This window comes from Phyllobacterium sp., assembly GCF_037994405.1.
GTDB lineage: Bacteria > Pseudomonadota > Alphaproteobacteria > Rhizobiales > Rhizobiaceae > Phyllobacterium.
In genome coordinates this window covers 1-23,625 of sequence record NZ_JBBNAN010000310.1, presented here as the reverse complement: position 1 = coordinate 23,625, position 23,625 = coordinate 1, and the positions used below count along the sequence as shown (strand labels likewise).

General features: G+C 58.1%; 22 protein-coding genes. 7 read left to right on the top strand and 15 right to left on the bottom strand.

All coding sequences use genetic code 11. The features are described from left to right. Positions 1 to 105: 105 nt before the first annotated feature. A complete protein-coding gene (gene urtA, locus AAAC48_RS17405) occupies positions 106 to 1,404 on the bottom strand; it encodes an urea ABC transporter substrate-binding protein (RefSeq protein ID WP_340655389.1) in 1,299 nt (432 codons plus the stop codon). Positions 1,405 to 1,704: 300 nt separating this feature from the next. Here urtA and AAAC48_RS17400 point away from each other — a divergent pair, with 300 nt between their 5' ends. Both AAAC48_RS17400 and AAAC48_RS17395 read left to right on the top strand, forming a co-directional pair. Then, a complete protein-coding gene (locus AAAC48_RS17400; protein WP_340655388.1) occupies positions 1,705 to 2,043 on the top strand; it encodes a TIGR01244 family sulfur transferase in 339 nt (112 codons plus the stop codon). Positions 2,044 to 2,049: 6 nt separating this feature from the next. Then, positions 2,050 to 3,354, top strand: coding sequence for an aminotransferase (locus AAAC48_RS17395; protein WP_340655387.1), 1,305 nt, complete (start codon positions 2,050 to 2,052; stop codon positions 3,352 to 3,354). Here the strand turns inward: AAAC48_RS17395 and AAAC48_RS17390 are convergent. Together AAAC48_RS17390 and AAAC48_RS17385 are read right to left on the bottom strand one after the other, a co-directional pair. Next, positions 3,351 to 4,205 carry an MBL fold metallo-hydrolase gene (locus AAAC48_RS17390; protein WP_340655386.1) on the bottom strand — a complete coding sequence of 285 codons (855 nt, stop codon included), beginning with the start codon at positions 4,203 to 4,205 and terminating at the stop codon, positions 3,351 to 3,353. The genes AAAC48_RS17395 and AAAC48_RS17390 overlap by 4 nt on opposite strands. 2 nt (positions 4,206 to 4,207) lie before the next feature. Further along, a complete protein-coding gene (locus AAAC48_RS17385) occupies positions 4,208 to 5,398 on the bottom strand; it encodes an acyl-CoA dehydrogenase (RefSeq protein ID WP_340655385.1) in 1,191 nt (396 codons plus the stop codon). Between the two features lie 140 nt (positions 5,399 to 5,538). Here AAAC48_RS17385 and mutL point away from each other — a divergent pair, with 140 nt between their 5' ends. From mutL to AAAC48_RS17370, 3 genes are all read left to right on the top strand, one after another. After that, positions 5,539 to 7,401 (top strand): DNA mismatch repair endonuclease MutL, encoded by a 1,863-nt coding sequence (mutL, locus tag AAAC48_RS17380; protein ID WP_340655384.1) that lies wholly within the window; start codon positions 5,539 to 5,541, stop codon positions 7,399 to 7,401. Between the two features lie 63 nt (positions 7,402 to 7,464). Then, positions 7,465 to 7,701 (top strand): DUF2093 domain-containing protein, encoded by a 237-nt coding sequence (locus AAAC48_RS17375; protein WP_340655383.1) that lies wholly within the window; start codon positions 7,465 to 7,467, stop codon positions 7,699 to 7,701. A 3-nt stretch (positions 7,702 to 7,704) separates the two neighbouring features. Then, positions 7,705 to 8,160 (top strand): hypothetical protein, encoded by a 456-nt coding sequence (locus AAAC48_RS17370; protein ID WP_340655382.1) that lies wholly within the window; start codon positions 7,705 to 7,707, stop codon positions 8,158 to 8,160. Here AAAC48_RS17370 and lpxK read toward each other — a convergent pair. Genes lpxK through AAAC48_RS17340 form a run of 6 tightly spaced genes read right to left on the bottom strand, consistent with a single transcriptional unit; the run spans position 8,155 to position 13,736 of the window. Continuing rightward, positions 8,155 to 9,186 carry a tetraacyldisaccharide 4'-kinase gene (gene lpxK / locus AAAC48_RS17365; protein WP_340655381.1) on the bottom strand — a complete coding sequence of 344 codons (1,032 nt, stop codon included), beginning with the start codon at positions 9,184 to 9,186 and terminating at the stop codon, positions 8,155 to 8,157. The genes AAAC48_RS17370 and lpxK overlap by 6 nt on opposite strands. After that, positions 9,183 to 10,505, bottom strand: coding sequence for a lipid IV(A) 3-deoxy-D-manno-octulosonic acid transferase (waaA, locus tag AAAC48_RS17360; RefSeq protein WP_340655380.1), 1,323 nt, complete (start codon positions 10,503 to 10,505; stop codon positions 9,183 to 9,185). Before waaA ends, lpxK begins: the two co-directional genes overlap by 4 nt. After that, positions 10,502 to 11,272: a lysophospholipid acyltransferase family protein gene (locus AAAC48_RS17355; RefSeq protein ID WP_340655401.1), complete on the bottom strand. Its 771-nt coding sequence runs from the start codon at positions 11,270 to 11,272 to the stop codon at positions 10,502 to 10,504. The genes waaA and AAAC48_RS17355 overlap by 4 nt, the downstream gene beginning before the upstream one ends. A 34-nt stretch (positions 11,273 to 11,306) precedes the next feature. Then, a complete protein-coding gene (locus AAAC48_RS17350; RefSeq protein WP_340655379.1) occupies positions 11,307 to 11,555 on the bottom strand; it encodes a DUF4170 domain-containing protein in 249 nt (82 codons plus the stop codon). Positions 11,556 to 11,596: 41 nt separating this feature from the next. Next, a complete protein-coding gene (locus AAAC48_RS17345; protein ID WP_340655378.1) occupies positions 11,597 to 12,406 on the bottom strand; it encodes a 3'(2'),5'-bisphosphate nucleotidase CysQ in 810 nt (269 codons plus the stop codon). Next, entirely contained in the window at positions 12,393 to 13,736 is a 1,344-nt protein-coding gene (locus AAAC48_RS17340) for a TldD/PmbA family protein (RefSeq protein ID WP_340655377.1), read from the bottom strand. Before AAAC48_RS17340 ends, AAAC48_RS17345 begins: the two co-directional genes overlap by 14 nt. A 140-nt stretch (positions 13,737 to 13,876) precedes the next feature. On the opposite strand from AAAC48_RS17340, the gene AAAC48_RS17335 reads away from it, so the two are divergent. Next, the gene (locus AAAC48_RS17335; RefSeq protein WP_340655376.1) at positions 13,877 to 15,715 is read left to right on the top strand and encodes a monovalent cation:proton antiporter-2 (CPA2) family protein; all 1,839 of its coding nucleotides are present in this window, start codon (positions 13,877 to 13,879) and stop codon (positions 15,713 to 15,715) included. 3 nt (positions 15,716 to 15,718) lie between these two features. Here the strand turns inward: AAAC48_RS17335 and AAAC48_RS17330 are convergent, their stop codons facing one another. Genes AAAC48_RS17330 through AAAC48_RS17310 form a run of 5 tightly spaced genes read right to left on the bottom strand, consistent with a single transcriptional unit; the run spans position 15,719 to position 21,904 of the window. Beyond that, positions 15,719 to 16,621 carry a patatin-like phospholipase family protein gene (locus tag AAAC48_RS17330; RefSeq protein ID WP_340655375.1) on the bottom strand — a complete coding sequence of 301 codons (903 nt, stop codon included), beginning with the start codon at positions 16,619 to 16,621 and terminating at the stop codon, positions 15,719 to 15,721. 17 nt (positions 16,622 to 16,638) lie between these two features. Next, positions 16,639 to 17,958: a pitrilysin family protein gene (locus AAAC48_RS17325; RefSeq protein ID WP_340655374.1), complete on the bottom strand. Its 1,320-nt coding sequence runs from the start codon at positions 17,956 to 17,958 to the stop codon at positions 16,639 to 16,641. After that, complete coding sequence (locus AAAC48_RS17320) at positions 17,955 to 19,433, bottom strand: pitrilysin family protein (protein WP_340655373.1); 1,479 nt, start codon at positions 19,431 to 19,433, stop codon at positions 17,955 to 17,957. The genes AAAC48_RS17325 and AAAC48_RS17320 overlap by 4 nt, the downstream gene beginning before the upstream one ends. A gap of 47 nt (positions 19,434 to 19,480) precedes the next feature. After that, the gene (gene rsmD, locus AAAC48_RS17315; RefSeq protein ID WP_340655372.1) at positions 19,481 to 20,038 is read right to left on the bottom strand and encodes a 16S rRNA (guanine(966)-N(2))-methyltransferase RsmD; all 558 of its coding nucleotides are present in this window, start codon (positions 20,036 to 20,038) and stop codon (positions 19,481 to 19,483) included. A gap of 12 nt (positions 20,039 to 20,050) precedes the next feature. Next, positions 20,051 to 21,904, bottom strand: a complete 1,854-nt coding sequence (locus tag AAAC48_RS17310; RefSeq protein ID WP_340655371.1) for a pseudouridine synthase — start codon at positions 21,902 to 21,904, stop codon at positions 20,051 to 20,053. Positions 21,905 to 22,146: 242 nt separating this feature from the next. On the opposite strand from AAAC48_RS17310, the gene AAAC48_RS17305 reads away from it, so the two are divergent. Further along, positions 22,147 to 22,578, top strand: coding sequence for a nucleoside deaminase (locus AAAC48_RS17305; protein ID WP_340655370.1), 432 nt, complete (start codon positions 22,147 to 22,149; stop codon positions 22,576 to 22,578). Here AAAC48_RS17305 and AAAC48_RS17300 read toward each other — a convergent pair. Then, positions 22,575 to 23,625: DUF4105 domain-containing protein (locus AAAC48_RS17300; RefSeq protein ID WP_340655369.1), on the bottom strand; the 1,051-nt coding region annotated here is incomplete at its 5' end. The genes AAAC48_RS17305 and AAAC48_RS17300 overlap by 4 nt on opposite strands.

The window sequence follows — 23,625 nt, the reverse complement described above, 5'->3', positions numbered from 1 at the left end:
CTGCGTTGAAATTCTCTGCGGAAACTCCACCCCCGCACGCAAAGCGGGGGTGGAGTCAGCTTCGGATGTGCCCCGGACCCGAAGCCTGGGAGTGGGGTTCAGGCCCTAGTTGGTGACGCCGCCGCACTTGCCACTGACAACATTGAAGTTGCCGCATGACATTGGCTTGCGCCAATCGGAGATCAGGTCCTTGGAGCCAGGAAGATAATCGGACCATTCGTCGCCTACCACGAGACCAGGCGTCTTGTAGACGATGTCAAACTGGCCATCGTCCTGCACTTCGCCGATCAGCACCGGCTTGGTGATGTGGTGGTTCGGCATCATGGTGGCAGAGCCGCCCGACAGGTTCGGCACCGAAACGCCGATGATTGAGTCGATCACGGCATCCGATTTAGTGGTGCCTGCAGCCTCGACCGCCTTCACCCACATGTTGAACCCGATATAGGTCGCCTCCATGGGATCATTGGTCACGCGCTTGTCGTTCTTGGTGTAGGCATGCCATTCCTTGATGAATTCGGCATTCGCGTCGGAATCGACCGACTCGAAATAGTTCCAGGCTGCGAGGTGGCCAACTAGCGGCTTGGTGTCGAGACCGGCCAATTCTTCTTCACCGACCGAGAAGGCGACCACGGGAATATCTTCGGCCTTGATCCCCTGATTGGCTAGTTCCTTGTAGAACGGCACGTTGGCATCACCATTGATGGTCGAGACCACAGCGGTTTTCTTGCCGGCAGAGCCGAATTTCTTGATGTCGGAGACGATTGTCTGCCAGTCGGAATGGCCGAATGGCGTGTAGTTGATCATGATGTCCTCATCCTTGACGCCCTTGGCGTTGAGATAGGCCTTCAAGATCTTGTTGGTGGTTTGTGGATAGACATAATCGGTGCCAGCAAGAACCCAACGCTCGACGCCCTCTTCTTTGGCGAGGTAATCGACGGCAGGAATGGCCTGCTGGTTTGGAGCTGCGCCCGTGTAGAAGACGTTGCGCGAGCTTTCTTCACCCTCGTACTGGACAGGGTAAAACAGCAGCGAATTCAGTTCTTCGAAGACCGGCAGAACCGATTTGCGTGAAGAGGAGGTCCAGCAGCCGAAAACAGCTGCAACCTTGTCCTGTTCGATCAGCTGACGTGCCTTTTCGGCGAAGAGCGGCCAGTCGGACGCCGGATCGACGACAACTGCTTCCAGTTTCTTCCCGAGAACACCGCCTTTCTTGTTCTGCTCGTCGATCAGGAACAGCATCGTGTCTTTGAGCGTCGTTTCGGAAATCGCCATCGTCCCGGACAGCGAATGCAGAATGCCGACCTTGATCGTGTCATCTGCCGCTTTTGCGGGCGACAGAGCCAGCGACGCGCCCATTGCCGCTGCCGCCAAGGTTCCAATAAATCGAGCTGTTAGATTGGACATTCAGGTAAACCCCTCGTTTTGGTTGTATGCACCAAGGGATTCAAAGCAACGACTGTGCCAAGTGGGCCATACATGCCCTATTTTATGAATTGTTCAAAATTATCAGCATTTTATCGACGCCTGGCCCGGCGTCGCCCCGTCATCGAAACTCTGCGAGGCACCAGATTAGCTCATACTTTAGTCACATCGATATATATGCACAAATTAACGGCACAACGGCACGATAAACACGCTTTGATATGGATTTAGCCTTCTTTTGATGTATGGTGTTTCGACATTCACACTCTCCAAGGACATAACATGGATATCCGTCAGATTGACGAAGGTTTTGCCGTGACCGGCCAGGTTTCACCGGATGATGTGCGCGATATTGCTGCTGCGGGTTATCACACGCTCATTTGCAACCGCCCCGACGGCGAATCGCCGGATCAGCCGGAATTTGCCGAAATTGCCCGGGTTGCTGAAAAAGCAGGCATCCCAATCTACTACGTTCCCGTTGTCTCGGGCCAATTAACCCAAGACGATGTTGACGCCATGGCTGCCGCCCTGGACGAAGCGGAAAGACCAGTGCTCGCCTATTGCCGCTCGGGAGCCCGCTCGACCAATATTTACGGCATTGTCCAGCAGCAAAAGGGCTGACCGGACATGACTGCAATCGCTGATTTGAGCGCCGAAGACCTGCAAATCTTGCGCAATCGGGTCCTCGACGAATACGAGGCCTTTCGTGCCCGCGGCCTGCAAATCGATATGACCAGGGGCAAACCGAGCCCGGAACAGCTCGACCTCTCCAATGGTATGCTCGTACTGCCAGGAAATGGCGATCATTTCAGCCAAGCCGGCGAGGACGCCCGTAATTATGGTGGCCTGCAGGGCCTGCCTGAGGTGCGCGCACTGTTTTCGCCAATCATGGGAGCGCTAGCCGAGCGGATTGTCGTCGGCGACAATTCCAGTCTTGCTCTCATGCATGATTGTCTCGTCTTTTCCCTGTTCAAGGGAGTTTCGAACGAGATGGAGCCATGGTCGGAGCAATCGGGCACGCCGGCCTTCATCTGCCCCGTGCCCGGCTATGACCGGCATTTCGCCATCTGCGAGGAATACGATATCCGCATGCTGCCTGTTCCTTTGACGGGACACGGGCCGGATATGGATATGGTCGAGGAATTGGCAACCGATCCCGACGTGAAGGGCATGTGGTGCGTGCCGAAATATTCCAACCCGTCGGGCGAGACCTATTCGACCGAGGTGCTGGAACGTCTTGCATGCATGCGGACGGGAGCACCTGACTTCCGGCTGTTCTGGGACAATGCCTATGCCGTACATCATTTGACGCAAGATCGGCATGAAATTGCCAATATTCTTGACCTGTGCGAGCAAGCGGGCAATCCCGACCGCGCTTTCGTTTTCGCCTCGACGTCAAAGGTGACGCTCGCTGGTGCCGGCCTCGCGTTGTTCGCGTCATCCGCTGCCAATGTGAAATGGTATCTCGCGCGTGCCGGCAAGCGGACGATCGGGCCCGACAAGCTGAACCAGTTGCGGCATCTGCGTTTTCTGAAAAATATCGAAGGTCTCCACCGCCATATGGAGGCGCACCGCGCCTTGATAGCCCCGAAGTTCGATGCGGTCATTGAAGCGCTGGACAAGCGGCTTACAGGGACAGGCGTAGCAAACTGGACGAAGCCCGAGGGTGGCTATTTCATCTGCGTGGATGCGATGGAAGGGACAGCGCGCCACGTCGTTGATCTTGCCCGGCAGGCTGGTGTGGTTCTTACCCCTGCAGGTGCTACATCTCCATACGGCCGCGACCCGCATGATCGCACACTGCGCCTCGCGCCGACATATCCATCGCTTCAGGAAGTCCGCCTGGCATCGGAAGGTATTGCGCTTTGCATCCTGTTGGCTGCAATCGAAAAACACCATGCGGCACGTCGGCTCACAGCGCCTGACGGTTAATCAAGTGGAATGACAAGACCGTCGCGGCCGATCGTCAGTCGTCCATCCCATTTTCCTTGCAGCGCATCTTTCCAGTCGGCCTCGCCGAACTGCGGATCGTCGGCCGGAATAAGATGATGGAGGACGAGATGCCTGGCACCGGCGTCGCGGGCGATGCGGGCTGCATCTGCGACCATTGTATGGCTTTTAAGCAAGTGTTCCTTCAGCCGTGTGCCGTTGCCAGTACGGGACACGAGCCGGTCAACGCCTTCCGGCAGCATCGCCTCATGCACAAGGATATCGGCGCCTCTAGCAAAATCGGCCAAGGGCGGGAAAAAGGCTGTATCGGCTGAAACGACGACGGTCCGGCCATTGGCTTCGATCTTCAGGGCGAAGCACTCGGCAACTGGCGGGTGGTTGACCCGCAGCGCCGAGATCATCAGATCCGTATCCTGGTAGACGGTGCCTTCGCTATAGATCTTGAGATCGATGCGGTGGCGAAGTTCGGGCCTTCCCTCGTCATCAATGCGCAGATCAATGTCGTAGCGCATCGATTGCAGGAAACCCGCCCAGTAGTCCTCGATACCGGCTGGACCGTAGACCGTAACTGTCCGGTTCAGTCCAGAAGTCCAGGCCGTGTGCAAGAGCGGCCCGAGTTCGAGCACGTGGTCGGAGTGGAGGTGGGTAATGAGGATCAGATCCAGCTTTTTGAGCGACAGGCCGGCATTGACCAGACCACGGGTGACGCCAAGGCCACAATCAATGACGATCGGGCGCCCGGCGATCTCCAGTAGTGTCGAGGTCGGCGAAGGACCGCCCGGACGGATTGCCGGGCCACCCTTTGTGCCGAGCAGGACAAGCCTGTCGCCCATGCTCAGAAGAAGGCTTGAATGCCGGTCTGTGCCCGGCCCAGGATCAGCGCATGCACGTCGTGCGTGCCCTCATAGGTGTTGACCGTTTCCAGGTTCTGGGCATGGCGCATCACGTGATAGCCGATCTGGATGCCGTTGCCGCCGTGCATGTCGCGGGCAACGCGGGCAATGTCGAGCGCCTTGCCGCAGTTATTGCGCTTGACGAGACTGATCATCTCCGGCGCGACCTTGCCCTCGTCGAAGAGGCGGCCAACGCGCAAGGAGGCCTGCAGGCCGAGGGCGATCTCCGTCTGCATGTCGGCGAATTTCTTCTGGAAGAGCTGCGTCGCCGCGAGGGGCCGGCCGAACTGCTTGCGGTCGAGACCATATTGGACCGTACGCTGCCAGCAATCTTCGGCGGCACCCATGACGCCCCACGAAATGCCATAGCGGGCGCGATTGAGGCAGCCGAACGGCCCTTTCAAGCCGGAGACATTCGGCAGCAGATGTTCTTCGCTGACGACGACGCCATCCATGACAATTTCGCCGGTGATCGAGGCCCGCAGCGACAGCTTGCCGCCAATCTTCGGAGCGGAAAGGCCCTTCATCCCTTTCTCCAGGACAAAACCCCGGATCTGGCCGTCATGCGCATCCGATTTCGCCCAGACAACGAAAACATCAGCAATAGGTGAATTCGAGATCCACATTTTCGAGCCGGAAAGGCGATAGCCATCCGCCACTTTCTCCGCACGGGTCTTCATGCCAGCAGGATCAGAACCGGCGTCCGGCTCGGTTAGGCCGAAGCAGCCAATCCATTCGCCGGAAGCGAGTTTGGGCAGGTATTTCTTGCGCTGCTCTTCGGAGCCATAGGCATAGATCGGATACATCACTAGTGAGGACTGCACGCTCATCATCGAGCGATAGCCGCTGTCGACACGCTCGACTTCGCGCGCCACGAGACCGTAGGCGACATAGGATGCACCTGCAGTTCCATACTCTTGCGGCAACGTTACGCCGAGAAGGCCGGATTCGCCCATCAACCTGAAGAGGTCGGGATCGGTCTTCTCTTCCATATAAGCCTCTTCGATGCGCGGCAAGAGTTCGCCTTGCGCGAAAGCCCGGGCGCTGTCACGGATCATCCGCTCGTCTTCGGTCAATTGATCTTCCAAGAGAAAGGGATCAGTCCAGACAAAGGACGGCTTGGAATTGGCCATAGGGGTTCCTCCTTGATAGTTGGACAAGACCTACCATCAAAATCAGGCCGCTGGCCAGATGCTTTCAGCTTAAAATATTTTCCGGGGACTTACAGAACACACCGATTTCCGCTCGGGGCCGAATCCACTATATGTCTTGAATGGCCATCAAACTGCTGACCGAGACCATCATCAATCAGATCGCCGCGGGTGAAGTTATCGAACGCCCCGCGAGCGTTGTAAAGGAGCTCATCGAAAACGCCATCGATGCAGGCGCAACGCGCATTGACATTGTCACGGCTGGCGGCGGAAAGAACCTGATCCGCATAACCGACAATGGATGCGGCATTGCCTCGGATGAACTCTCGCTTGCCGTGTCGCGCCACTGCACTTCCAAACTGACCGATGATGTCCATGACATAAGAGCGCTGGGCTTTCGCGGTGAAGCGCTGCCGTCGATTGGTTCGGTGTCTCGGCTTTCGCTCAGATCGCGCACGGCAGATGCCGACTCAGGTTTCGAGATCAGTGTGCATGGCGGGCGAATGGACGGTCCGCGCCCGACGCCGATGAATGGTGGTACAATCGCCGAGGTGCGGGACCTGTTCTTTGCGACGCCGGCGCGGCTGAAATTCATGAAAACGGATCGGGCGGAGGCTTCGGCGATCAGCGATGTGGTAAAGCGCGTCGCCATCGCCTTTCCGCATATCCGCTTTTCAATCGCCGGCAGTGACCGGTCACCTTTGGAGTTTGCCGCAACCGGTGCTGGCTCTACGGGCATGCTCGATCGCATTTCGCAGGTACTCGGCAAGGAGTTTCCGGAAAATGCAATCACCATCGACGCGATACGTGACGAAGTGCGCCTTACCGGGTTCGCCGGAATCCCCGCGTTCAACCGGGCCAACAGCTTGCAGCAGTTTGCCTATGTGAATGGACGGCCTGTCCGTGACAAGCAGATATGGGGCGCAATTCGCGGCGCCTATGCCGATGTGATTTCGCGCGACCGGCATCCCGTCGTCGTGCTTTTCCTCAATCTCGATCCATCGTTGGTCGACGTCAATGTGCATCCGGCCAAGGCAGATGTGCGGTTCCGCGATCCGGGCCTCGTACGTGGCCTGATCGTCGGCGCCATTCGTGAAGCTCTCGGCCAGTCTGGCATTCGTGCTGCGACAAGCGGTGCCGAAGCCATGCTGAATTCGTTCAGGCTTGGTGGCATGGAACCGATCCGGCCAGCAGCCACAGGGCAGCGCTGGCAAGGTGCGACAACCGTCAATCAAAACTACAAGTTTCAGCAATCACCCTATCGCCCGCTCGAGCCAGGACCCGCTGCCGCGCATAGCGGCAATGGCTTTGCCGAAACAGTTCAGGCCTTCCTCTACGATGGGGCTGAGGCACTGGCAGCGGACACGCGCGCGAGCACGATCGAGGTTTCGCAGGAGCTGTTGTCGTCCCCGCTTGGTGCAGCACGCGCACAAATCCATGCCAATTACATCGTCTCGCAGACCGAGGACAGTCTGGTCATTGTCGATCAACATGCGGCACATGAGCGTCTGGTCTACGAGGCGCTGAAGAACGCCTTGCATTCGAGGCCGCTGCCCGCGCAGATGCTGCTCATCCCGGAGATCGTCGATCTGCCGGAGGAGGATGTCGAACGGCTGGTCGCGCATGCCGAGACGCTGGTACGTTTCGGCCTTGGCATTGAATCGTTTGGACCCGGCGCCATTGCGGTACGCGAGACGCCCTCGATGCTGGGCGAAATCGACACCCAACAGCTAATTCGTGATCTCGCCGACGAGATTGCCGAGCACGACACCTCCAATGGTCTGAAAGCCATTCTCGACCATGTCGCTGCAACCATGGCTTGCCACGGTTCTGTCCGATCCGGCCGGCGTTTGAAACCGGACGAGATGAACGCGCTCCTGCGTCAGATGGAAGAAACGCCAGGATCAGGCACCTGCAACCATGGGCGCCCTACCTATATCGAGCTCAAGCTAAACGATATTGAACGCCTGTTCGGCCGCCGCTAAGTCTTGACCGGCATGACAAGCAGCGCCTAAATGCAATGAATTGATTGAACTGGAATAAATATAATGAACAGATTTGAGGGTCCCGGCTCGCGCGAGGCCAAAATTCGCTATCTTGATGGTGACTTTCAGGTCCTGTCACCGGGTTCCTACGTCCTCTGCTCGGTGACATCGGAAAAGATCCCGCTCGACGAGCTCAAATATTGGAGCGTTGCGCGCCAGGAGGCCTATGCCGATGCGCGCATTTCACTGGAGAGGGAAATCCAGCTGAACCCGGCCTTGCGCCAGCGCAGCAAGGCCTGAATCGTGATCACCCGGCGCGCTGCTTTGCTTTCACTCATTGCAGCCGGGATGCTCACCAGCGGATGCACGACCGACGCCGGGAGTCGCGCTCCGATATATAGCGGGCCAACGAAAACCATCCGCGGCTACCTGAAAGGTTCCCCATACGCGCGGCTTACCCCGAGTTCCGTCGTGTTCGTGACGGCCTATGACGCAAGCGCTGGCAATTCCGCGCCAATGCCGAAGATAGGGGCCACAAGCTTCACCCTCAATCGTGATGGCTATTTTCCAGTGGCTTATGAAATCGAGATACCAGCAAATGCGTCGGCGCCGCGTATTGCGCTCAGTGTCGAGATTCGCCGCGCAGGCACTGCTCTCTTCTCGAATGACCGGCTGTATAGTCAGACAACCGGGCGTAATCTCGACATTCCGATGCGCGAGGCCCCGCCGAGGTTGAGAAGATTTCCTGGCAAATTATGAGCGCTTGATAGCGCGCATTTTGGCACGCTCGCGCGTTTCGCGAATGATTTGCGAAGCTGTTTGCGGATGGTTGAAGACCAGTTCGATCTCGAGCACCTGTGTCCCCTTGGCAAACTCTTTCGCTCTTGGGCTGCCGTCAAGCAAGCGTACCTGATCTTTCGCCGTTGTAATCAGCACAAGCCCATCCTTGTCGGCGGCCTTGGTGAGATCATCCAAGTCCTCATCGGTATAGGGATGATGATCGGGAAACGATCTTGTTCGCGCAACGTTGCCGCCCGCCTCCTCCAACGTCCTGAAGAATTTGGAGGGGTCGCCAATTCCAGCAAAGGCAAGCAATGGTCTGCCTGCAATGGCTTCCGTCGACGTGGGTTTCAATACAGCTTCGTAGATTGGCCTCGCGGCACGGGCAGCGTTACGAACAAGCTGATCTGCGCCGTTGGCGGTGCCAATCTTCAGCAGCGCGTCAGTACGAACGAGCTGGTCGGTCAGAGGCGCGCGCAAAGGTCCTCCCGGAAAGACGTGACCATTGCCAATGCCCCGGCCCGCGTCGACCACCATCAGCGCGTAATCGAAATGAAGCCGTGCACTCTGGAAGCCGTCATCCATGATGATGAAATCGCAACCGGTCTCCTGCAGTGCCCTGGCGCCGGCCAATCGATCCGCGGAAACCACCACCGGAGCGTGGCGGGCCAGCAGCATTGGCTCATCGCCGACATGGCGTGCACTATCATGATCGGGATCGACACGGTGCAGGCCGGAAAACGTACCGCCATAGCCGCGTGAGACAATGCCGGGCTTTAGACCCGCAACAATTGCGGCATGAGCGAAAGCGATGGAGGTCGGGGTCTTGCCCGCACCGCCGAGGGTGAAATTGCCGATACAGAGTACCGGCAAGGGCACTGCGGGGGGCGCGGCGCGGCGAATACGCCGGCCTGCTACAACGCCATAGATTTTCGACAGCGGGCTCAAGGCCCGAGCTCGCCAATCCGGCTTTTCCCACCAGAATGGAGGCGCTTCGCTTGTCATTTCCAGCTGCCTTCGCGATTGCTCAACCGGGCCTGCAACACCAGCGGCTGAATGAACGGTTCCAGCGCCGTCATGGTACGGGTCAACGAACCGCGCATGTCCTCGACGGTTTTCAAGCCAGCTTCGATCATGACCTGGCGCTCGGCCGGGTTGTTGAACAGGTAGTTGACTGCGCCAGCCAGCATGTCCTTGTCACGTACCAGCTTGGCACCGCCATTCTTGATGAGACGCTGGTAGGAATCGCGGAAATTCTGGACATTGCGCCCTGATAGGATGGCCGACTTGAGCATGGCCGGTTCAAGCGGATTTTGCCCGCCCTGCGCAGTCAGCGAGCGGCCGACAAAAGCGATTTCCGTCAACCGGAGATAAAGTCCCATGTCGCCGATCGTATCACCGAGGTAGATATCCGTATCAGGCGTGATCTGATCGCCGCGGCTGCGCAGCGCGACTTTCATGCCCATCTTCTCGATTTCTGCGGCGATTTCGAGCGCGCGGTCCGGATGCCGCGGCACGATGATTGTCAGCAGATCGCGATGACGCGCCTTCAACATGTGATGCACCTGCGCAACGATTTCCTCTTCGCCCTGATGGGTGGAGATGGCGGCCCAGGTCTTGCGTGACCCGATCATCCGATGCATGGAGGCAAGTTCGGCGTTGTTCACGGGCGGCACCGCAGTATCGACTTTCAGATTGCCTGAAACCGTTACGGGTCTGGCGCCCAACGCGCGGAACCGTTCGCCGTCCACTTCAGACTGGGCAACGACATGCGCAAGGTTTTCGAACAGCGCCTCGGCGATTGACGGCCGTTTGTGCCAATTGGCAAACGAGCGGTCAGATAGGCGACCATTGACCAGCACCTGCGGCACGCGTCGTGTTCCCAATTCAAGGATTGTCATCGGCCAGATTTCGGATTCGCAGATAATTGCGAGATCTGGCTGCCAATGGGCGAGGAACCGATCAACGGCGGGCTTCAGGTCGAGCGGGACATATTGGTGAATAACGCGCTCGCCGAGGCGTTCCTGCACCATTTTAGCCGATGTGACCGTACCTGTCGTCAGCACTACGTGAATGCCCATATCAACGATGGCTTCCACCAGCGGGGTAACCGCAGAAGTCTCGCCGACGCTTGCTGCGTGGACCCAGATCAGCGGGCCGGTGGGGCGTGCAACGCTGGCAACCCCGTAGCGCTCACCTTGCCTCCCCCGCTCTTCCTTGCCCTTGCTGGCCCGGAACGCGACGTAGGCGCCGACGATCGGGAAGGCCGCTGCACCTACCCATCGATAGGTGCTGAGGACAAGACGTGCCCACTTCTCACTCATGCCGCACCATCCACAAGTTCATGCACGCGAACAGTGTTAGCGTTCAAACTGTTGGTCAATTCGACACGCTTGGCTTCAAGCATCGCATCATCAGCATCCTCTGGGACAAAGATTGGGTCGCCGACTATCAAGCCCGATTTGCCGAACGGCAAGGGGATGGTGGTCTTGTCCCAGCTCTTCTCCAGAACTTTTCGACGTGAAGTCAGGTAGCAAATGGGAAGAATCGGACGGCCTGACAGTTTGGCCAGAAGGACGACGCCAATGCCGGACTCGCGCGGCGTCCCGTGAGGAATATCAGCGATCATTGCGGCGGTTTTTCCCTCCTTCAGCGCTTTCTTCAACGCCAGCAACGCGCGCGCGCCGCCCTTCTCGGTTCCCCTTGCCCGCTCTCTTCCACCGGAGCCGCGTACGATCTCGACGCCGAAACGCTCGGCAACACGGGCATTAAGTTCGGCATCCTTGCTTTTCGAGAACATGGCGACGAAACGAACCCCGCGCGGCATGAGAAATGGCGCCATCAGATGCTGGCCGTGCCAGGCAACCGCGATGAAGGGCTCACCGCCGCGTTTCATGTCCTCCAGATCCGAGGATCCGGGCAAGCGGGGATTGGTGACATGCACGAGCCGGAAAAACTGGGTGATCAGCCCGACGATCATGGTCCGGACGATCGGCGAATTCGCCAGTGGGCCGCGTATCGAGCGCCAAAAACGCTTCAACAGCCCGCCTTTTTTCCGGTGAGCCCTGGTCGTTGCTGGGTTACTTTCCATCATGCCGTTGTCAATTCGTGACCGCAGTGCGCGATCAACCTGCCTTGCCCGTGGTGGGATCCAGCAACTTGTGCATGTGGACAATGAAATAGCGCATATGGGCGTTGTCGACGGTCGCTTGAGCCTTGGCTTTCCAGGCCCGCTGCGCGGTCTCGAAATTAGGGTAGATGCCGACAATGTCCAGTTTTTCGAGATCACGGAACTCGACGCCGCCCAGCTTCTTCAGTTCGCCGCCGAAAACGAGGTGAAGTAGCTGTTTCGGTTCTGATGTGTTTTCGCTCATGGTTGCCCATCCAGAAATGATCGATGAAGATTGCAGCTTGTTTATCCGAAGGCGGTTTCGGCGACAACGTCCAACATGTTATCCATTAGTAGACCGCTTGCTGCGACGAGCGCCCCGTGGCGGTAATCGCCGGTGCTTTTGTTTCGTAGGCCGTAAGTGAGCGCCTTGCCATCGGCTGTCAAGACATTGCCACCCGCTTCCGAAAGGATGAGGTCAGCCGCCGCCAAATCCCAGTCGTGCGAGTTGGGGCGCACGAACGTCCCGGCAATGTCGCCGCGCGCTACCATGGCGATACGATAAGCCAGCGAGGCCACATATGGAGCATGCTCCATCGATGCCAGGAAATGCTCTGGAAGGCGCTTCAGGAATGCACTTGGTCCAGCAACCTTGAAAGGTCTGGTTTCGGCCTGAACACGAATGACATTGCCATTCTGCTGCGCACCATGACCGGGTAGCGCAGTAATGATTTCGTTGCGCGCAGGGCAATCGAGGACGCCAGCGACAGGGCGGCCATTCTCTATGACTGCAACGCTGACGCACCAGACGTCAGATCCTTCGATAAAGGCGCGGGTTCCATCGATCGGGTCAACGACAAAGAAACGCTGCCGTGGGGAAGCGACCCGTTCATCATGGGTTTCCTCCGATATCCAGCCATAGCCAGGCCGAGCAGTCAGCAGCATATCCTTCAGATATTTGTCGGCGGCAAGATCGGCCTCCGTGACCGGCGAATTGCCGGTCTTCATCCAGATCTGTGGCGTCTGCCTGAAATAGGACAAAGCAATGCGGCCCGCCCCTTCGGCGGCCTCACGTATCAGTTCGAGATCTTCGCGATTTTGTCTATTTGCCGGCAAGTGTCATGCCTTCGATTACGAGTGTCGGGCTGGCCACGCCGAAATTGCGGTCGATGTCGTTAGCGGCAGTGAGATTAAGAAACATCTCTTTCAGATTGGAAGCTATTGTGACTTCGCTCACCGGATAGGCGAGTTCGCCATTCTCGATCCAGAATCCTGAGGCTCCGCGACTGTATTCACCCGTTACCATGTCAACGCCATGTCCGAACAGTTCCGTCACATAGAATCCCGTGCCGACGGCGCGTATGAGCTCTTCTGGACTCTTTTCACCCGGTTCGATAGCGAAATTGGTCGATGATGGCACGACGGTCGAGCCCGAACGGACGCCACGGCCATTGGTGGTAAGCCCCAGTTCCTTTGCGGTCGACGTCGACAAGAACCAGTGCTTGAGAACACCGTTCTCGATCATGTTCAGTGGCACGCCTTCGAGACCCTCGCCGTCGAAGGGCCGTGACGAAGGGCCGCGAACCCGCAAAGGGTCATCAGTAACACTGATCGTATCAGTCAGTATCTTTTCACCCATCCGATCTTTCAGGAAGCTGGTCTTTCGCGCCACCGACGCACCGTTGATCGCGCTGGCCAGATGGCTTGCAATGCCGCGCGCGACACGCGGATCATAAACCACATTGACGCGGCCAGTCGCGGCCTGACGCGCCCCAAGGCGCTTGACGGCGCGTTCGCCGGCGGAGCGGCCAATGGCTGCGGCATCTTCCAGCGCTTCGTAATAGATACGCGATGAAAAATCATAATCGCGTTCCATCGCGGTGCCCGTACCGGCGATGGCGCTGACGGAGCGAGAGAAGCGCGAGCCCATATATTGTCCGGCAAAGCCGGCCGAGGTGACGAGTACAAGGCCACCCATGCCGGCAGAGGCCGAACCGCCGCCGGAATTGGTGACGCCTTCAACCGCCAGCGCTGCTTCCTCGGCGCCAAGGGCGGCCTCTGTCAGTTGCGCCGCGTCGACCACTGTTGCGTCGTAGAGATCAAGGTCGCGTATGTTGCGGACAAGGCTTTCGGGCGCTGCCAACCCCTCATAGGCATCATCAGGCGAGACTTTCGCCATGGCGACAGCCCGTTCTGCGAGCACTTTCGGATCGGAGCCGGCATTGGCCGATATGCTTGCAACCTTGCGCCCGACGAAAACTCGCAGAGAGAACTCGTCGCTCTCAGACGATTCGGTCGACTCGACCTTTCCCAAGCGAACGCTGACACCGGTCGAACGCGAACGCACGACGACAGCGTCGGCAGCGTCCGCTCCTGCACGCCTTGCAGCTTCGACAAGCGCAGCCGCGTTGTCTACAAATTCGCGCGAATTTACCGGCTCTGTCATATTCGTCCCTAAGGTTGATTGCATGATGGGATGCAAGGACATATCTGACATCAGTCAGATGCATTCCTTCCTATATGGTGCAAATTGGGGTCTATCAAGACAACCGAACGCAACAATCTCCTGGTCCGGGTTACAAATATATGCTCTCGCAAAGCGGCAACCTCTATTTTCAGGCATTGGCACTACTGGCCGGAGCAATCATCGCTGCTCCGCTTTTCAAGCGGCTCGGGCTTGGCACGGTCCTTGGCTACCTCGCCGCAGGCTTGTTGATCGGGCCATTGGCCAATCTCATAACGGATGGCGAGCAGGTACTGCATTTTTCCGAACTTGGTGTTGTTTTCCTGCTTTTCGTGATTGGTCTCGAGTTGAAACCATCTCGTCTTTGGACCCTGCGTCATGCAATTTTCGGCCTGGGCGCTGCACAGGTCATCGTGACCGGCGCGGCACTCACGGGTGTAATCCTGGTATTTGATCTCATGATCTGGCAAGCGGCCGTGGTGACCGGTTTTGGCCTTGCGCTTTCATCAACGGCCTTTGCCATGCAGATTCTGGAAGAGCGCGGCGAAACGGCGACACAGCACGGTCAGACATCCTTCGCTATCCTGCTGTTCCAGGATCTTGCGATCGTGCCCTTGCTCGCGATGATCCCAGTGCTTGCGCCCGATTCGGCGCAGCACCAGGCCGATCCGCTCGGCCAGTTCCTCATCGCAGTGATCTGCATCGGTGCGATCGTCGCCGTGGGCCGCTATCTGCTCAATCCGCTTTTCCGCTTCATCGCGAATACTGGCGCTCGTGAGGTGATGATTGCGGCGGCGCTGTTCGTCGTGATCGGTGCTGCCGTGCTGATGCAGGTCGCGGGACTGTCGATGGCGATGGGCGCGTTTATTGCGGGTGTGCTCCTGGCAGAATCGTCCTACAGGCATGAACTTGAAGCGGATATCGAACCGTTTCGCGGCGTCTTTCTCGGCCTGTTCTTCATGGCGGTGGGTCTTTCGCTTGATCTCCAAGTCATACTGGATGACTGGCAGGCAATTCTCATCGCTGTTCCAGTGTTCATGGCGATCAAGGCCCTCGTCGTCTATACGCTGGCGCGGCTGTTTCGCTCCAACCACAATGACGCGATCCGGATTGCTTTTTTCCTTCCGCAAGGCGGCGAGTTCGGTTTCGTTTTATTCTCGACTGCAGCGGCAGCCGGATTGATGAGTGCTTCGGCTGCATCCGAACTGGTTGCAGTGGTAACTCTGTCGATGGCGGTCATGCCGCTCTCCGTTGCGCTCGCAAACAAGTTCCCGGTCAATCACGACGCGGATGACGAGATCGATGAAGATTTCGAAGGAGCCGGCGCCGATGTAATGATGATAGGCTTCTCCCGTTACGGGCAGATCGCTGCGCAAATCCTGCTCGCTGGCGGCAGCGATGTGACCGTCATTGATGCATCCGCAGACCGGATACGTGCCGCCGGCCGATTTGGTTTCCGCATCTATTTCGGCGATGGCACCCGCAAGGAAGTCCTGGAAGCTGCCGGTATCCGGCACGCAAAGATTGTGGCTGTCTGCACGCACAAGAAGGAGACGACCGACCAGATCGTCGAGATGATCCAGGCGGAGTATCCTGATATCAAGCTCTTCGTTCGATCCTACGACCGCGTTCACACGCTGAAATTGCGGGCACGCGGCGTTCATTATGAGCTGCGCGAGACGTTTGAATCCGGTTTGGTCTTCGGGCGCCGCACTCTGGAGGAATTGGGTGTAAGCGAAGAACTTGCTTATGAGATCACGCAGGATATAAGGCGCCGCGACGAAGACCGCCTGCACATTCAGGCTTCTGAAGGATTGGCGGCCGGAAATGATCTGCTGCTGACCCGTCCTGTCACTCCAGAACCTCTGATCAAACCGACGCGCGAAGCAAAGCGTATCGACACAGTCAAAGACGAACAGATGGATGTCGCCGTCGAGCCTGATGCAACACCGGCCGAGTGATGATTATTCCGGTTCGTGTTGTTCAGTATAGGTGATGGCTGCGTCGACGGCGCGTTTCAATTCATCCTTGATACCCGCGGACTCGCGCAAGACCTGTTCAACGCGAAGAAAATCGAGAACGCCGAACCGGGCAACGCTTGGCCGCAGGAAAATCGCCGGGGGATCGGTGCGCAAGCGTGTTGCAATGATCGACTGCATCATCAACTGGCTGGCGCCGAACATCGCATCGATCGATGACGGAAACTTGCCGATGTCGCCCTCGGGTCCGCCGACCACATCGATGGCGATAACGAACTGTGCCTTATCCTTCAGATGATCGAAGGGCACAGGATTGTAGATGCCACCGTCGATCAGAATTCTGTCGTCGCGCCTGACGGGCCGGAACAATGCCGGTATCGCCGCTGACGCTGCGATGGCGCTGTAAAGATCGCCCTCGGCGATCGGCACTTCCCGCTGCCCATAGAAATCGGTGGCGGTCACGCTCAGCGGTATGGCCAGTTCGTCGAACGTCTCAGGGATCTTGTCTGGCAAAAAGCTCTTCAACACCCGTTCAATATTGAATTGGCTGAGGCGAATGCCCCCTCCGAACATTTCGCCAAAGCTGGCGGGCCGAAGGCGCCACAGGCGCGCGGCGATCTCGGCGCGCCGAGAAAGGGTAGCAACCGCATATTCATGGATTTCTCGGCCTGACATGCCTGCGGCCATTCCCGCCCCGATGATCGCGCCGATCGAGGAACCTGAAATGGCCGTCGGGCGGATGCCAAGCTCATCGAGAGCCTCAATGACATTGATATGCGCGAGCCCCCTCGCCCCGCCACCGCCGAATGCAACTGCGAAGGTAGGCGTACTGACCACGCCGTCGCTGCTGGTCGTTCCGTTCCCCGCTGCCTGATCCCGCGCTGTCATCGCTTTCCCTTCGTCAGTCAGGATTGCGGCGGTCCCACAATCAGGATGGCCGGATCGGTCTGAAGCAATTTCTTTGCCGCCGCCTTCACTTGGTCCAGTGTCACCGCATTGATCAGATCTGCGCGTTTGTCGATATAGTCGCGCCCGAGGTTTTCGTCCTGCAAACCAATCAAAGTGCTCGCGACTGCCGATGAGGAGTCGAGATTATTCACGGCATAGGAACCAACCAGATATTTCTTGGCTTCAGCGAGTTCCTCTTCTGTGGGACCGTCCTTTGCCATCCTGGCGACTTCGTCTTTCAGGATCTGCAAGGTCTCGCTCGCGCGATCCGCCCTCGTTGCCGTCGATATCATCAGGGCTGCCATGTGATCACGATTGACGAGGTTCGATCCCGCCGAATAGGCAAGGCCACGCTTTTCACGCACTTCATTGTAAATGCGCGAGGAGAATGTGCCGCCGCCAAGGATATGGTTCATGATATAGGCCGGAAAGAAATCCGGATCCTGGCGGCGGACACCGGGATAGACCATCGAGATCGATGTTTGAGGCAAGGCATAGTCCACTCGCGTGGTCTGTCCAAACGCAAGTTTGGCATCACTAACTGGCTGAAGCTGCGCTTTTTCGGGCAGATTGCCGAAGACCTTGTCGAGAAGCTGCGCCAGCTCGTCCGGGCTGATTGCGCCGACGACACCAACGATCAAATTGCTACGGGTAAAATTGCGCTGATGGAAGGCGACCAGATCGTCGCGAGTGATCGTGGTCAGGCTCTCTTGGCTGCCTTCCGATCGCCGCGAATAGGGATGATCGCCATATAGCGCCTCGGCGAACTTGCGTCCGGCGATCGCATTTGGATTGCGCTCTGATGCTTTGATGCTTGCCACGACCTGCTGGCGGATGCGGTCAATCGGGGCCTGATCAAAGCGCGGCTTGGTAACGGCGAGCGTCAGAAGGTCAATCGCCTCGTCCCGCTTGTCGGCGAGCATACGTATGGAGCCGGCGATATTGTCATCATCGGCGTCGAAGCCCATTTCTGCCCCGACGTCATCAAGCTTTTCCTGGAACGTGTCCGAGTCAAGATCGCCCGCCCCTTCATCGAAGAGGCCGGTCATGAGATTGGCAAGGCCCTCCTTGCCTTTCGGGTCCTGCGTGGAACCGCCCTTGAACGAAAATTTTATTGAAATCAGAGGTACGAAATCGTCCTGTACGAGCCAAGCCCGAATGCCCTTCGGCGAAACGACCTCCTTTATCTCCACCGCATATCCGGGAGCAGTGGCAAGAAGGATCAAGCAAACAATGGCAGCGAATCGCTTCGCGAATAATGTCAACGCACTGGTCATTGAATGACTCCCTGGCCCTGCGGTTGTGGCTGCTGTACTTGTCCGGACGCTGGGGTTTCGTCTTGCACTCTTTCATCCGGCTTGCCGTTTTCCGGCATCAGGTAGCTCGTTACCGAGCGACTATCGACGAGATAGCGCTTCGCCACGTTCTGGATGTCCTGGACTTTCACGGCCCGGATGCGATCGGGCCATTCCTGGATGTCCTTAATGGTCTGGCCGGTGGAGAGTGTTGAACCATAGATACGCCCCATGCTGGACTGACTATCGCGGGCAAAGATAACACTTTTGAGGAAGCGGTTGCGCGCTTTCTCCAGCTCGTCTTCCGTAACGCCGTCCTTGATGATCCTGGCGATCTGCGCGTCAATCCCTGCCTCGACATCGGTCAGCGTCGCCGATCCGCGCGGGGAACCATAGACGCCAAAGCTGCCGTCATCAAGCGATCCACCCTGATAATAGGCGCCGGCACTGGCAGCGGAACCATCCTGCACGACAAGTGCCTGATAGATGCGGCTACGAGACGATCCCCCCAGAATTTCACTCAAAAGATCAAGGGCTTCCGCCTCGCCCGGTTTCGCGCTCGTGTATGATGGAGCCAGCCACATCTTCTGAAAACTCGGCTGAGAAACGCGTGGGTCGGCCATGGACACGGTGCGCTTGGTATTCTGTTCCGGCTCCTGCGGACGCACGCGAGCACCCGGTTCCGCCCGGCGCGGCACCTTGCCGTAGGTCTTTTCCGTCAGAACTTTGACGGTATCGAGATCGACATCGCCCGAAACGACAAGGGTAGCATTGTTGGGCGTATAATATTTCTCGTAGAACGCGAGCGCATCCTTCAGGTTGAGCTGCTCCATCTCATGCAACCAGCCGATCACCGGCATGCGGTAGGGATGGTTCTGATACAGCGTCGCATTGACCTCCTCAGCAAGCAGGGCTGCCGGATCGCCGTCAACACGCGAACGGCGTTCCTCCAGAACAACATCGCGCTCCGTCTTGACCACGTCGTCATTAAGGATGAGGTTTTCCATGCGGTCCGCCTCATAGGTCATGACCATTTCGAGCGCTTGCGGCGCGACCTGCTGATAAAACGCGGTGTAGTCATACGAGGTGAAAGCATTTTCTTGACCACCGATCTCGGCGACCCTGCGGGAAAACTCCCCCGCTGGATAGGTCTTGGTGGCCTTGAACATCAGGTGCTCAAAGAAATGGGCAATGCCGGATTTTCCCGGTTCCTCGTCGGCGGAACCAACGTGGTACCACAACATATGCGTGACTACTGGCGCGCGATGATCCGGGATCACCACGACTTCGAGACCATTGTCCAGTCGGAATGATGAAACATCGTCCTTGTTGGATTTGTTAGCCGCGGCCGGCGTTTGTGGCGCAGTTTCTGCCCTGGCTGGAAGGTAGGCAGCAGGAGCGGCCAGCGCACCAACCACAGCGAATGCCGCAATCGTGCGGCTCAAAGCAAAGGACATTCAGATCGATCCAGTTCTGTTTCAGGATAGCGATACAATCCAAGCATTTACGACTTCAATGTGACAAGCCTTATGACTGTTCCGCCGTAGGGACGTTCTTCGACAACCGAGAATCGCGGATCAAGTTCGACCATCGCCTCCGCCTCTTCTTCAAGCACCAGAAGTGTGTCGGGATTGAGCCAGCCACCCTCCAATGCGGATTTGAATGCCATCTCTCCAAGACCCTTTCCATAGGGCGGATCGGCGAACACAAGATCGAACGGCTCGATTGTCCCGGCGTCGCCGAGCCTGGTTGCATCGCGGCGGAAAATCTTGGTATTGCCAAGCAGGCCGAACGTCTCGACATTGGTGCGGATCAAACCACGACCTTCCGTCGACTCTTCGATGAAAACGCCATAGCGAGCGCCCCGCGACAGGGCTTCGAGCCCCAGCGCACCCGTCCCAGCGAAAAGGTCGAGCACGCGCGTCGACTCAAACTTCTCCGGATAGTTGTGCACCAGAATGTTGAATAGGCTTTCGCGCGTTCGGTCGGTCGTCGGCCGTATTGCATTGGAGCCTGGCGTAGCCAAAGCACGCCCGCGAAATTTTCCGCCGACAATCCGCATCGGACGACGCTCTCAGGACTTAGGCTTGCCACGCGGAGGACGGCCGGCGCTGCCACCGGAACCACCCCGCGGTGCTCCTTTGGGGCCGCTATAGGGCCGCTCGCCGCTCCTGCCATCCTGACGGCCAGGAGCACGCGTCGGCTTGCCGCTGGTACCATAGGGCCGCTCGGAACGTTCCGGCCGCTCCGGCCGGAACGGCTTGTCGCCTCTGGCATCCTGTTCCTTAAGCGCGGCACGTTCGCGCTTGCCCACGCGTGGCAGGCGAGCGGGACGCGCGTCTTCGCGTGCACCTTCCGGTCGATCCGATCCGAAAGGCCGCTTAGGACGATCGGCCCTTTCATCATCACCGCGCGACGGACGGGGCGAGTAGCTGCGCGGCTTGTCGCCGGCATAACCAGTGGGAGAGCGGTCGCCAGCAGGGCTGCCCTTATAGGGGCGATCGCCAGACGGACGGGGGGAACCTTCGCTGAAACGCTTTGGCCTTTCCGTGCGCGGGGCATCGGAACGCTTGTGCTCGCTGCGCCCTTCCTCGGCTTTCGCCCGCGCCTTGCCGACTGGCCGGGCGCCAGGGGCCATCCAAACGTTGGCGGAGCGCGTTGCGCGTTGAGCAATGGCTTCGTCCGTTTTGCCGCCGCGATCACTCTTTGGCGCAGCACCACGTGGTGCGCGCGGCTTGTGCTCATCGTCGCGCGGTGCACGGGCTGGGCGCTCATCACGACCTCCGCGCGGGGCGATCGGCCGATCGCTGCGCTCGGTCGTCCAGCGCGAGAGTGTTTCCTCGCGCTTCTCATCCTTGGACTTGCGCGGGCCGCGGCTCTTGGCAACCGGAGCGCTCGAAATCCATTCGGATGAGCGGCGAACCGGGCGTTCGCGCGCTTCGCTCGGCTGTTGCTGTACTGCCTCGCCCTTCACCGCGTCGTTGGAGAAGACGTTGATAATCGGCGCATCGAAATCAGCCCCGGACTCTTCGATCAGCCGTTCGCCGAGCTGGTCACGCAAGGTGCGTCCGTTCATTTCCCGGACGGACCCTTCCGGCAGATCACCTAACTGGAACGGGCCGTAGGAAATGCGGATAAGGCGATTGACCGAGAGGCCGAGCGCTCCAAGCACATTCTTGACTTCGCGGTTCTTGCCTTCGCGCAGACCCACCATGATCCAGACATTCGAGCCCTGCTCGCGTTCAAGCGTCGCTTCGATCGCGCCGTAGAAAACGCCGTCGACGGCGATGCCGTCTTTCAGAGTTTCGAGCTTTTCCTGGGTGACGCTGCCATGGGCGCGAACCCGGTAGCGGCGGAGCCAGCCTGTCGATGGCAATTCCAGCGCACGGGAAAGGCCGCCATCATTGGTCAACAGCAGCAGCCCTTCGGTGTTGATATCGAGCCTGCCGACGGAAAGAACGCGCGGCATATCCTTCGGCAACGATTCAAAGACTGTTTGACGCCCTTCCGGATCGCGATTGGTCGTCACGAGGCCGGCGGGCTTGTGATAGAGCCAGAGACGTGTGCGCTCCTTTTCCGGCAGCGGTTTGCCGTCCACTTCAATGCGATCCGTCCGCATGACATTGATGGCCGGGCTTTCGAGCCTCCTGCCATTTACGCAAACGCGGCCCGCAGCAATCATGGTTTCAGCTTCGCGGCGCGACGCTATGCCAGCACGCGCCAGACGCTTGGCGATACGCTCGCCCTCTTCGGGTGCTTCGTCATGTGATGATTTACGCTGTTCAAAACCGCGTTTTGCGAGAGCTGCGTTATCAAACTTGCGTGGCGCCGGACGCCCGCCGCGGCCGCCCTCGCCGCCCTTCTTGTCGAAGCTGGGCTTTTCGAAGGGGCGTTTGCCGCCCTTCCCGTTGTCATTTGAACTTGTCATGGAATGTTTGCCTTTCAGCAGCGCTCACTACCAGCTATGAGGTGTTCTTGCGAGTAAATTCTAAGCGACCCTTTGATTACTCCACCCTGATGGACATCTGATGCGATTTTCTGCGCTTCTGGTGCTCATGGACGAAACGTCCACTGCGCTCCGGTTCTCGAATACCGCACCACCTGCCTCATCGGGCTGAATTCTCAAAGGGTCTAAGCAATGGGCCGAGTGTGAACCAAAAAACTGATCCAATGAGCGTGGCATTGAGTGAGGCGCATGGCGCGGCGGCACGCGGCGAAGTGCCGGTCGGTGCGGCGCTGGTCAAGGACGGAACGATCCTTGCCAGTGCGGGAAACCGCACGCGGGAGTTGAACGATCCCACGGCTCATGCGGAAATCCTGGTCATTCGCGAGGCCTGTCGGATTCTCGACAATGAACGCCTCACGGGGTGCGATCTCTATGTAACACTTGAACCGTGCACCATGTGCGCTGCGGCCGTCTCTTTCGCGCGCATAAGGCGGCTCTATTACGGTGCGCAGGATATCAAGGGCGGCGGAGTGGAAAACGGAGCGCGGTTTTTCGCGCAGCCCACCTGTCTTCATGCACCCGAGGTTTATTCGGGCTTCAAGGAACAAGAGGCGGAAGGCATTCTGAAGGATTTCTTCCGCACCAAGAGGCTCTAGTTTTCCGCCCTTATTTTTGCCGAGAAATCCGGATCAGCATCGGCAGCCAAAGCACGCTGGTTGATCAAGGCAGATTTCACCACCTCGTCGAGCGGCTTCTGACGGTCGACGGCACCGCGCTCATATAGATAGCCTGGCAGGTAGCCTGACAGCACGATGCGATAGTCGACCGGGATGTCAGGTGTAATCGCCCGCACCATGTCAAAGATCACGGTCGTGCAGTTGGCCGTTATCGTGTCATAGAATTTTGCGGTTGTTGCCAGCTGATTAGCATTGTTGAGATAGGACAGAAACAATGCCTGGCGCGTCTCAGGCTTGATGTTAAGGCGGTAGCGATAGACATCTTCCTTGCGAATGTTAGTGCGCAGACGAATGATATCGCGCTCGTCGGCAGCGATCATTGCCAGTTCGAACTCCTTGAACAAGCCACCAATCTCCGAGAACTGCTCGTGGCGTTCCTTACGGATTTCGGCCGAGAACACGACATGATCGCCATTGTTAAAACCGAAGCTCACCAGTGTATGCGCGATGGCAGGGTTGGACCAATAGGACAGGAATACATCCACCGTTGCAAGATCCTGGAGATCATAGGTACGGACCTCCCAGCGCGGCGTGAAATCAGTCGGTGTGCGCCATTCGAAATTGCGCACGTTGGAAAGCGTCACATAATTGCCGTTGAGCGTCCCGGTAACGGTCTGGGCAACGTCATCGGCCCAGATGCGGTTCAAAGACGGTGTGATCGTGCTCCACCAATACCCAAGGCCAATCATGACCGGGACCAGGACGATTAGCGCACGGCGAACGCGCCCCTTGAATTCAAGCCAGAGCACCGCGAACGCGATGGCCGCCCAAATAATTAGACAGCCGATATTTCCGACGAGGCCAAATGGCAATTGGTACCAGAGTGCGAAGCCGCCCCACAAAAAGCCAAACAGCGTCAGCAGGACAAGCAGAATCAGTCCAAGAAATCGCAGGATGAACAATTGTTGCGGTCCTCGATTGGCGGGAAGGATGCGGCGCACATTCCTTATAAGCGAAAACAACGGG

What these genes read in the sequence shown, in the direction of transcription:
- urtA (WP_340655389.1), bottom strand. Translation starts at nt 1,404, where the DNA reads ATGTCCAATCTAACAGCTCGATTTATTGGAACCTTGGCGGCAGCGGCA.
- AAAC48_RS17400 (WP_340655388.1), top strand. Translation starts at nt 1,705, where the DNA reads ATGGATATCCGTCAGATTGACGAAGGTTTTGCCGTGACCGGCCAGGTT.
- AAAC48_RS17395 (WP_340655387.1), top strand. Translation starts at nt 2,050, where the DNA reads ATGACTGCAATCGCTGATTTGAGCGCCGAAGACCTGCAAATCTTGCGC.
- AAAC48_RS17390 (WP_340655386.1), bottom strand. Translation starts at nt 4,205, where the DNA reads ATGGGCGACAGGCTTGTCCTGCTCGGCACAAAGGGTGGCCCGGCAATC.
- AAAC48_RS17385 (WP_340655385.1), bottom strand. Translation starts at nt 5,398, where the DNA reads ATGGCCAATTCCAAGCCGTCCTTTGTCTGGACTGATCCCTTTCTCTTG.
- mutL (WP_340655384.1), top strand. Translation starts at nt 5,539, where the DNA reads ATGGCCATCAAACTGCTGACCGAGACCATCATCAATCAGATCGCCGCG.
- AAAC48_RS17375 (WP_340655383.1), top strand. Translation starts at nt 7,465, where the DNA reads ATGAACAGATTTGAGGGTCCCGGCTCGCGCGAGGCCAAAATTCGCTAT.
- lpxK (WP_340655381.1), bottom strand. Translation starts at nt 9,186, where the DNA reads ATGACAAGCGAAGCGCCTCCATTCTGGTGGGAAAAGCCGGATTGGCGA.
- waaA (WP_340655380.1), bottom strand. Translation starts at nt 10,505, where the DNA reads ATGAGTGAGAAGTGGGCACGTCTTGTCCTCAGCACCTATCGATGGGTA.
- AAAC48_RS17355 (WP_340655401.1), bottom strand. Translation starts at nt 11,272, where the DNA reads ATGGAAAGTAACCCAGCAACGACCAGGGCTCACCGGAAAAAAGGCGGG.
- AAAC48_RS17350 (WP_340655379.1), bottom strand. Translation starts at nt 11,555, where the DNA reads ATGAGCGAAAACACATCAGAACCGAAACAGCTACTTCACCTCGTTTTC.
- AAAC48_RS17340 (WP_340655377.1), bottom strand. Translation starts at nt 13,736, where the DNA reads ATGACAGAGCCGGTAAATTCGCGCGAATTTGTAGACAACGCGGCTGCG.
- AAAC48_RS17335 (WP_340655376.1), top strand. Translation starts at nt 13,877, where the DNA reads ATGCTCTCGCAAAGCGGCAACCTCTATTTTCAGGCATTGGCACTACTG.
- AAAC48_RS17330 (WP_340655375.1), bottom strand. Translation starts at nt 16,621, where the DNA reads ATGACAGCGCGGGATCAGGCAGCGGGGAACGGAACGACCAGCAGCGAC.
- AAAC48_RS17325 (WP_340655374.1), bottom strand. Translation starts at nt 17,958, where the DNA reads ATGACCAGTGCGTTGACATTATTCGCGAAGCGATTCGCTGCCATTGTT.
- AAAC48_RS17320 (WP_340655373.1), bottom strand. Translation starts at nt 19,433, where the DNA reads ATGTCCTTTGCTTTGAGCCGCACGATTGCGGCATTCGCTGTGGTTGGT.
- rsmD (WP_340655372.1), bottom strand. Translation starts at nt 20,038, where the DNA reads ATGCGGATTGTCGGCGGAAAATTTCGCGGGCGTGCTTTGGCTACGCCA.
- AAAC48_RS17310 (WP_340655371.1), bottom strand. Translation starts at nt 21,904, where the DNA reads ATGACAAGTTCAAATGACAACGGGAAGGGCGGCAAACGCCCCTTCGAA.
- AAAC48_RS17305 (WP_340655370.1), top strand. Translation starts at nt 22,147, where the DNA reads ATGAGCGTGGCATTGAGTGAGGCGCATGGCGCGGCGGCACGCGGCGAA.